This window comes from Mesorhizobium sp. M7A.F.Ca.CA.002.15.2.1 (assembly GCF_003998715.1).
Taxonomy (GTDB): domain Bacteria; phylum Pseudomonadota; class Alphaproteobacteria; order Rhizobiales; family Rhizobiaceae; genus Mesorhizobium; species Mesorhizobium ciceri.
Genome location: NZ_RZPI01000306.1, coordinates 1 through 6,259, shown reverse-complemented (window position 1 = coordinate 6,259; position 6,259 = coordinate 1). Strand labels below are relative to the sequence as shown.

6 protein-coding genes are annotated in these 6,259 nt (G+C 64.9%); all 6 read right to left on the bottom strand.

Annotation, left to right across the window (positions count from 1 at the left end; all coding sequences use genetic code 11):
- Positions 1-201 (bottom strand): GntR family transcriptional regulator (locus ENZ74_RS17855; RefSeq protein WP_245470974.1); only part of this gene is annotated, 201 nt, incomplete at its 3' end.
- A gap of 207 nt (positions 202-408) precedes the next feature.
- Positions 409-1,287, bottom strand: coding sequence for an SMP-30/gluconolactonase/LRE family protein (locus ENZ74_RS17850; RefSeq protein ID WP_013533046.1), 879 nt, complete (start codon positions 1,285-1,287; stop codon positions 409-411).
- 46 nt (positions 1,288-1,333) lie between these two features.
- Positions 1,334-2,296 (bottom strand): 3-keto-5-aminohexanoate cleavage protein, encoded by a 963-nt coding sequence (locus ENZ74_RS17845; protein ID WP_063167527.1) that lies wholly within the window; start codon positions 2,294-2,296, stop codon positions 1,334-1,336.
- Positions 2,293-3,240, bottom strand: a complete 948-nt coding sequence (locus ENZ74_RS17840) for a 3-hydroxyacyl-CoA dehydrogenase (RefSeq protein WP_063167526.1) — start codon at positions 3,238-3,240, stop codon at positions 2,293-2,295. The genes ENZ74_RS17845 and ENZ74_RS17840 overlap by 4 nt, the downstream gene beginning before the upstream one ends.
- Positions 3,241-3,250: 10 nt before the next feature.
- Positions 3,251-4,057 carry an SDR family oxidoreductase gene (locus ENZ74_RS17835; protein ID WP_024502463.1) on the bottom strand — a complete coding sequence of 269 codons (807 nt, stop codon included), beginning with the start codon at positions 4,055-4,057 and terminating at the stop codon, positions 3,251-3,253.
- Positions 4,058-4,070: 13 nt separating this feature from the next.
- On the bottom strand, positions 4,071-6,155 hold the full coding sequence (locus tag ENZ74_RS17830) for an ABC transporter permease (protein WP_063167525.1): 2,085 nt from the start codon (positions 6,153-6,155) through the stop codon (positions 4,071-4,073).
- Between the last annotated feature and the right edge of the window lie 104 nt (positions 6,156-6,259).

The following is a 6,259-nucleotide window of genomic DNA, read 5'->3' as shown; positions in this document are numbered from 1 at the left end:
GTCCATCCGGGCGACCTGCGCGCCTTTTGTCGGATGGATGGAAACAATGCCTTCGGCTTCCAATTGGCGAAGGGCGTCACGAATTGGCATGCGGCTGAAGCCAAACTGCTCGGCCAATTCGTCCTGGCGCAGCGAAGTGCCCGCCTTGATGGTGCCACTGGCAATCGCTTCGCGCAGGACATTGGCGACCTGTTCGGCCACGGTTCGCGGCCCCTGCATCACGCTTTCCGCAAATCCTGGCAATCGATGCTCCCGTTTGACGCGGGGCGCTCAGCCTAACGGAAACCCCTCTGCATGGATATATGTATGCCTGTATATGCACACGTTCGGCATCAATTGCCAGACTTGCCCGAATTCCTGCGCCAAGGCCTGATCTGCGTATTTTACCGGCGCTTCGCTTGCCTGGCGTCAGCCGCCGAAGCGCGGTTCCGCAACGCCCCTAACGCCAAGGCCTGATATGGCGAACAGGCTGCCGCGCAAAACGCCGTCGCCGGGAAAACGCGGCAGCGGCGGCTTGGCCATCGAGGTGACGTAGAGGGTGTCGAGCTTCGGTCCGCCGAACATGACGCTGGTGATCTTCTTGACCGGCATGTCGATGATGCGATCGATGCTGCCATCGGGCGCGTAGCGCACCAGCCTTCCGTCATAGACCAGCGCATTCCAGAGATAGCCCTCGGCATCGACGGTCGAGCCGTCCGCCGCACCGCCTCGGCTGGTGTCGACGCGCACGAAGGTACGCCTGTTGGTGGCGGCACCGGTGGCGATATCGTAGTCGTAGGCCCATATCTCGCCGGTCCAGGTATCGGCGAAATAGAAGGTGCGGTCGTCGGGGCTCCAGCATGGACCGTTGGAGCAGATGATGCCGGAATCGATCCGGGTGACGGAAAAATCCGGATCGAGCCTGTAGAGACCGCCGGACGGCCCCTCTTCCATCGTATCCATGGAGCCGGCGAAGAAACGGCCGCGCCGGTCGACCTTGCCGTCGTTGAGCCGGTTCATCGGCTTGTCCGGCTCGGGATCGTGGATCAGCGTCACCTCGCCGGTGGCGAAATCGAGCAGATGGAAGCCGCGCTGCAGCGAGACGACAGCGCCGCCGCCGTCCTTGCGCAGCGCCATTGAGCCGATCTTCATCGGCACGTCCCATGACCGGATCTCGCGCCCGTCGGCGGTCGCCCGAAACACGCGCCCGTCGAAGCTGTCGATCCAGTAGAGTCGTTCCTGTTCGACGTCCCACAGCGGTCCTTCGCCCAGTGTGGTCTTCACGTCCACCACGACTTCGATCTTCATGCCGTCCTCCTCCGTTTTGCGTCTCGCGGCGATTGCTCGGGCCGCCTCAGAAAGCGACCTTGTCCCCGCCTTTCAATGACAGGATTTCGCGTGCCTCGTCGGGCGTCGCCACCTCCATGCCGAGTCCTTCGATGATCTTGCGGGCCAGCAAGACCTGCTCGGCGTTCGATTTGGCAAGCTTGCCCTTGCCCGCCCACAGACTGTCCTCCAGCCCGACGCGGATGTTGCCGCCAAGGGCCGCCGATTGCGCGGCGATGCGCAGTTGGCTGGCGCCGGCGCCCAGCACCGACCACCGGAACTGGTCGCCAAACAGCCGGTCGGCAGTGCGCTTCATATGGGCGACGTCTTCTGGATGCGTGCCGATGCCGCCGAGCAGCCCGAACACCGACTGCACGAAGAAAGGCGGCTTCACCAGCCCACGGTCGGCGAAGTGGGAAAGGTTGTACAGATGGGCGATGTCGTAGCACTCGAACTCGAAGCGCGTGCCGTTGTCGTAGCAGGTCGCCAGAATGTACTCGATGTCCTTGAATGAGTTGCGGAAGACGAGGTCGCGCGTCGCTTCCAGATGCGGCTTTTCCCAATCGAACTTGAAGGTCTCGTATTTGTCGGCCAGGTGATAGAGCCCGAAATTGATCGAGCCCATGTTGAGCGAGGCGACTTCCGGCTTGAACTGGGCGGCCGGGCGCACGCGCTCCTCGACCTTCATGTAGGGGCTGCCACCGGTGGTGATGTTGATGGCGGCGTTGGTGCCTTGCTTGACGCGCGGCAGGAAGCGGGCGAAGGCCTCCGGCGTTTGGTCGGGCTTGCCGGTTTCCGGATCGCGGGCATGCAGATGCAGGATCGCGGCACCGGCTTCCGCCGCCGCGATCGCCTCCGAAGCGATCTGGTCGGGCGTGATCGGCAGATAGGGCGACATGGTCGGCGTGTGGATGGCGCCCGTCACCGCGCAGGTGATGATGACCTTGCCCCTGGTCTGTGCAGGTCCCGGCTTGCGACTGGTTTGCGTCATTCTCCAAACTCCTGATCCGATTTTCTCTTGTGGGCGGCGAGCGCCATGAGCCGGCGGTCACGCCACACCTGCCGGTCGCCTAGGCTTTGCTGTGGCAGTCGCTTGCGGCGATCAGCCTCGACTGTATCGATGACCTTGCCGGCCCAGTCGACGCGCCGCTGCGTCTGGGGAAAGATGTTGGAATAGATGCCCTGATAGCGCTCGACATAGTCGCGCACGCCGCCGGGTGCATTGAGATCGATGGTCTCGAACGGCCCCATGAACGACCAGCGCAGCGCCAGCCCGTCGCGGATGCCGACGTCGACATCCTCGACACTGGCGTAGCCATCGGCGACAAGCCGGAAAGCTTCCTCAAGCAATGCGCCTTGCAGGCGATTCATGATGAAGCCGTCAAGCTCGTGCTGCATGACCAGTGGCGCGTGGCCGGCGTCGACGAGGAAGGCGCGGGTTCTCTCGACCGTCTCGGCCGAGGTCCACGGCGCCGGCACGATTTCGGCCGCCGGAATGAGATAGGGCGGGTTGATCGGATGCACGACCAGGCAGCGCTGCCGCCCTTGCAGATGGTCGGTGAATTTCGACGGCAACAGCGCCGAGGTGGAACTGGCGATGACTGTTCGCGGATCGGCAAGCGTGTCGATCAAGGAGAACACCTTGCGCTTCACCTCGAGATTCTCGGGCGTGTTCTCCTGGATATGCACGGCACCTGCCAACGCCTCTTCAAGCTCGGCGACAACGGAGATACGGTCAAGAACCTCACCGGCTTGCTGTCCCCGCAGAAGATCGTTCTGGGCGAGATCGCCGAGCACGCCGGCAATGTAGTCGCGGGCTCCACCTGGGGCAGTGGGCGACTGGTCCCACATCCGCACGTCATGGCCGGCGCGGGCGAAGCTGATCGCCCAGGCCCGCCCGATGAACCCGCTTCCGACGATCGCGACATTGGCCATGGTTTGTTCCTCAAAGTGTTTCGACGTTGCCGTCGACGCCGAGCGACTGGCCGGAAATGTTGATCCCCGCATCGGAGAGCAGGAAGGCGACCATCGACGCGACATCATAGGGGCTGGTCATGCGACGCAGCGAGATGTTCTGCAGATAGCGCCCGGTCATCTCCTCGTGGCTGATACCGACCTGCTTGGCGCGCGCCGAGATAACACCTTCGATGCGGGGGCCCTCGATGATGCCGGGCAGGATGGCGTTGACCCTGATGGCGTGCGGCCCGAGCTCTTTGGCCAAGCTTTGCGTGAAACCGATGACACCGAACTTGGCCGCCGAATAGGGTGTGCGGAAGGCGTAGCCATGGCGGCCGGCGGCCGACGACATCGAGACGATCGAACCGCCGCCCGCCGCCTTGATCAGCGGCACCGCGCGCCGGGCGCACAGGAACTGGCCGGTCAGGCAGATGTCGATGCAGCGCCGCCAGTCCGCCGGATCGATCTCGTCGACACCGCCGGTCGGCCCGGCAATGCCGGCATTGTTGATCAGCGCATCGAGCCCGCCGAGTTTTTTCTCGACCGCCTCGAACAGACGGTCGACGTCCTCGTCGCGCGAGACGTCGGCCTTGACCGCCGCGACCAGGTCGATCTTGCTGGGAGCAGCGGCCAGCGCCTCGTCGGAAACGTCGCAGACGACGATGCGGGCGCCGAGGCGTGACAGCGTGTCGGCTATGGCAAACCCGATGCCGCCTGCGCCCGCCGTCACCAGCACGCGCTGGCCTTTCAGCCCGGTCAAAAATTCGTCCGCCGATGCCGGCGCCCTTGTGCTCATGGTCATGTCCTTCTCATTGCAGCCGCCGTTCGCGCAGCGCCATGACGGCGCCCAGAACGACCAGTCCGTAAAGAATTGCCCTCGTGGCATAGGGAAGCGTGGTGCCGGCGAGCAGCATCTGCAGTGCCGTCAGCAACAACACGCCGCCGAGCATGCCGAGATAGTGGCCGCGCCCGCCGGTGATCAGCGCGCCGCCGACCACCACCACGGCGATCGACGGCAATAGATAGTCGTCGCCCATGCCGAGGCTCGCCTGACCCGAAAAGCCGGTCAGCATGACGCCGACAACAGCCGCGCAGACGGCCGAAAGCATGTAGACCAGGATCAGCGTGCGCTCGACGCCGATGCCCGACAAGCGCGCCGCGCGCAGCCCGTTGCCGATGCCGTAGACGCGCCTTCCGAACGGGGTGCGGCCAAGCAGGAGTACCGCTGCGACGACAAAGACGACCATCAGCAGCACGATTGGAGTCAGCAGGCCGGCGAGCTTGGCCGTCATGACCCAGCGCAGCATCGGCGAGGAAAACCCGGCCGGCGTTCCCTGCGAATAGAGCAGCGCACAGCCTTGCAGAATGCCGTTGGTGGCGAGCGTCATGACGATCGGCGAGATGCCGAGATAGACGATGCCGAAACCATTGGCGAAGCCGATGGCGCAGGCCATCACCAGGACGACCGGCAAGGCGTAGACAAGGGCGGCGTCGGAGCCGTTGACCATGCCCGCCAGGATGATGCCGGAGATGCCGATCGTCCACGGCACGGAGAGATCGAGGCCTCCGGTCAGGATGACGGTTCCCTGTCCGAGCGCCAGGACGGCTAGGAAGGAGGATAGCACCAGCAGCGAATTCCAATAGCCCGGATTGAGGATGGCGCGGCCGAGCCAGATCTGGGTGACAAGCACGATGAGCAGCAGGCAGACATAGGCCGGCAGCGCATAGCGCAGCGTTTCCGCATTGCGCAGATGGAAGGCAGGGCGCGGCGATGCCGGACTGCGCTGGGCATGGGCTGGCTCGGCGATCTTGAGACGCCGGTCCACGCGCTCGAGTTGCGAGGGCAATATGCCGGCGCGCCAGGCGGCGAGCCGGGCACGCGCGGCGCGCAGTTGCACGGCAAGCACCGATGCATGCGAGATCGAGCCGGCAAGTGCCGCCAGTACCAGAATGGTGCCTTCGGCGATGGTCGCATAATAGGCCGATACGTTGAGCACCAGCAGGATGTTCACCACGATCATCAGGATAAAGGCGCCGAAGACAGAGCCCACCGGGCCGCCCTGCCCGCCACCGAGGCGCGTGCCGCCGACGACGACCGCCGCGAACATCGACAAGAGCAGCGGATTGCCGACCAGCGGATCGCCGCTGCCGGTCTGGGCGCTGATGAACACGCCGGCAAGGCCATAGCAGCCGCCGGCGATGACATAGACGGCAAAGCGCACCAGAACGACATTGATGCCGACGGAAGCGGCCGACTCCGGATCGCTGCCAAGCGCGTAGAGTGCTGTGCCGAAGCGGGTTCCCTTCAGCCAGAACCAGGCGAGCAGGACGACACCGATCACCACCAGCGGCATCGGCAGCCAGCCGGCGATCGCGTCGCCGAGATAGAAGGTGCCGAGATCGGGCGACACGAAGCCGCCGGGCTTGTCCATCACCAGCAGCGTGACACCTTGCAGGATGAACATGGTGGACAGCGTCACCACGATCGGCTGCATGCGCAGCACCGCGATGAAGAAGCCGTTGAAGGCGCCCACCGCCATGCCGACGCCGATGCCGACGGTGGTCCACAGGAGGATGCTTGCGCCTGGCGCCATCGGATCCATGCTCGATGCCAGCACGGCATTGACCAGCGATATCACCGCGCCGGCGGACAGGTCGAAGCCGCCCGACAGGATCACGATCGTCTGGCCGATCGCCGCGAGCGCCGAGGTGGCGCCGCCGCTCGACAGGAACGACACATCGAAATAGGTCAGCGGCCCAGCGCTGATCCAGTCGACGACGAAGAGCAGGATCGCCAGGACGGCCGCGGCGATCAGCGCGCCGCGATTGCGCACCAGCGCACGGCGCAGTCCGAAGCCGCCGGGAACAGGGGATGAGGCTGCTGCGCTGCTCATGCGGCGGCTTCCCCGGCATGGCCGAGCGCCGGGCGCATGATGGCCGGTTCGGTGATAGCGTCGCCTTCGAGTTCGGCGGCGATGCGCCCGTCATAGAGGACCAG